Annotated in this window: 2 protein-coding genes; both read left to right on the top strand. The window is 76.7% G+C overall.

Annotated features, from left to right (window positions below):
• The coding region (locus Q7F20_RS18340; RefSeq protein WP_370871731.1) for an ABC transporter permease at positions 1–900 on the top strand (900 nt) is incomplete at its 5' end.
• Positions 897–2509, top strand: a 1613-nt coding sequence (locus Q7F20_RS18335; protein ID WP_305741490.1) for an ABC transporter ATP-binding protein, incomplete at its 3' end; no start/stop codon positions are given. The genes Q7F20_RS18340 and Q7F20_RS18335, both read left to right, overlap by 4 nt.

Genomic DNA, 2509 nt, shown 5'->3' with positions numbered 1-2509 from the left:
GCACGGGGCGGGCGCGCGGTGAGCGGGATCGCCGAGCCGCGCCTCCAGGCCGGTGCCCGGGGTGACACGCCCACCGGTCGGTCCGAGCGATTCCGTGGGGGGACGCTCGGCCCGGCCGGTTGGGGTGCTGCCGCCGTCGTGGCGCTGGCCGTGGTCGCGGCGGTGTGGCCGGCGTTGCTCGGCGGTGGCGACCCGCTCGCCGTGCACCCGTCGCGAGCGCTCGAGGCACCGTCGTGGTCGAGTCCGTTCGGGACCGACGAGTCCGGGCGCGACGTCCTCGCGCGGGTCGTCGCGGGGACCCGGGCGTCGCTCGTGGTCGGCGTGGTCGCGACGCTCGTCGGTGGCGGCGTCGGAGTCGTGCTCGGCGTGCTCGCGGGACTCGGCGGCCGCATCGTCGACGGGGTCGTCGGTCGGCTGACCGAGGTCGCGTTCGCGCTCCCCCTGCTCCTCGTGGCGCTCGTCGTCATCGCGGTGACCGGGCCCGGGCCCGTCCCGGCGATGCTCGCGGTGGGGTTCGCCACGGCCCCCGGGTACGCCCGGATCGTCCGCGGGCTCGTGCTCCGGGCGCGTCGCTCGCAGGTCGTCGAGACCGCCGTGCTGATGGGACGCTCCCCCGCCGTGATCACCGCGCGACACGTGCTCCCCGCGGCGCTCTGGCCGGTCGTGGCGGTCGGGACACTCGGCGTCGGGCAGGCGATCGTCTGGGCATCGGCGCTGAGCTACCTCGGCGTCGGGACCCCACCCCCGGCGCCGGAGTGGGGCGCCATGCTGGCCGACGGCCGCACGTACCTGCTGACGGCGCCCTGGATGAGCACCTTCCCCGGCCTCGCGATCGTGGTCCTCGCGACCGCGGTGACGGTGCTCGGCCGGGCGGTCCGACGGACAGGAGCGATCCGGTGACCGTGCTCGACGTGCAGGGACTGACCGTCAGGATCGGCGGTGCCGTGGTCGTGCAGGACGTCGCGTTGCGCGTCGACGCCGGCGAGTGCGTGGCGCTCGTCGGAGCCTCGGGGTCCGGCAAGACCGTGACCGCGCGGGCGGCGCTCGGCCTGTCGGCGGCCGGCTCCTCGGTCCGGGTCGACCGGCTGACGGTGGACGGCCTCGACGTCCGGGCGTTCTCGGAGCGACGGTGGCGGAGCGTGCGCGGCTCGCGGGTCGGGTACGTCGGCCAGGAGGCCCTCGGCGCCCTGGACCCGCTGCGCCCCGTCGGACGCGAGGTCGCGGACGCCCTCCGGCTGCACACCGACCTGACGGCGGCGCAGCGGGTGGACGCCGTCCGGGACGCCCTCGTCGCGGTCGGCCTCGACCCGGCGATCGCGACGGACGGACGGCTCGCGGGCAGCCTGTCGGGAGGGATGCGCCAGCGCGCACTCATCGCCGCCGCCACGGTGGGGTCGCCGGCGCTCGTCGTGGCCGACGAACCGACGACGGCGCTCGATGCCGGGGTCGCGGTGACCGTGATGGAGCAGCTGCGTGCGGCCCGGTCGCGGGGAGCGGGGCTGCTCGTGATCACGCACGACCTCGGGCTCGTGGCGGGGTGGGCGGACCGGGTGGCGGTCGTGCACGAGGGGCGCGTGGTCGAGCAGGGACCGGTGGCGTCGGTGTTCGCGGCACCGCAGCACGAGGCGACGCGGGCGCTGGTGCGCGCGGCGGGTGCGTCCGGCGGGCCCGGCGGGCCCGGCGGATCCGCAGTGTGCGAGGTCCCGGACACTGTGCGAGGGTCGGAGCCTCGCACGGAGCGCGGAGCCTCGCACGGTGCGGGCGTGGTGCTCGCAGCCGAGGGACTGTCGCGCGCGTTCGACGGCGTCCCCGCCGTGCAGGACGTGTCGCTCGAGCTGCAGCGCGGGCGCGTCCTCGGGGTGATCGGCGCGTCCGGGTCCGGCAAGACCACGCTCGCGAGGATGCTCCTCGGTCTCGAACACCCCGACGCCGGCACGGTCACGCTCGACTCGTCGCCGTGGGTCCCGCTCGACGAACGCACACGCCGGCCCCTGCGACACCGGGTTTCCGCGGTGGTGCAGGACCCCGGTGCGACGTTCGACGAGCGGTGGAGCGTGGAACGGGTCCTCGCGGACGCGTTCACGAGTGGTGGCGAACGGTCCGCCCGTGGCGCGCTCGGCCCCCGCGTCGACGCGGCGCTCGAGCAGGTCGGCCTCGACCCGGCGCTCCGCCGACGCTCACCGCTGACGCTGTCCGGCGGGCAGCGGCAGCGCCTCGCGATCGCCCGCGCGCTGGCGACCTCGCCCGAGGTCATCGTGCTGGACGAACCGGTCACGGCGCTCGACGCCACGGTGCAGGACGCGGTGCTGGCGCTCCTCGAACGGCTCCGGGACAGCACGGGGGTGGCGATGGTCTTCGTGTCGCACGACCTCCGGGCCGTGCGACGGATGGCCGACGACGTGCTGGTCGTGCACGAGGGCCGGGTCGTCGAGCACGGCCCGGCCGCCCGGGTCTTCGACCGCCCGACGCACGCCGTGACCGCGCGGCTGCTGCGTGCCGCCGAGCGGCT

The sequence above is a fragment of the Curtobacterium sp. A7_M15 genome, assembly GCF_030705415.1.
GTDB lineage: Bacteria > Actinomycetota > Actinomycetes > Actinomycetales > Microbacteriaceae > Curtobacterium.
The sequence above is the reverse complement of the archived record's forward strand: the minus strand, read 5'-3'. Positions and strand labels throughout refer to the sequence as shown.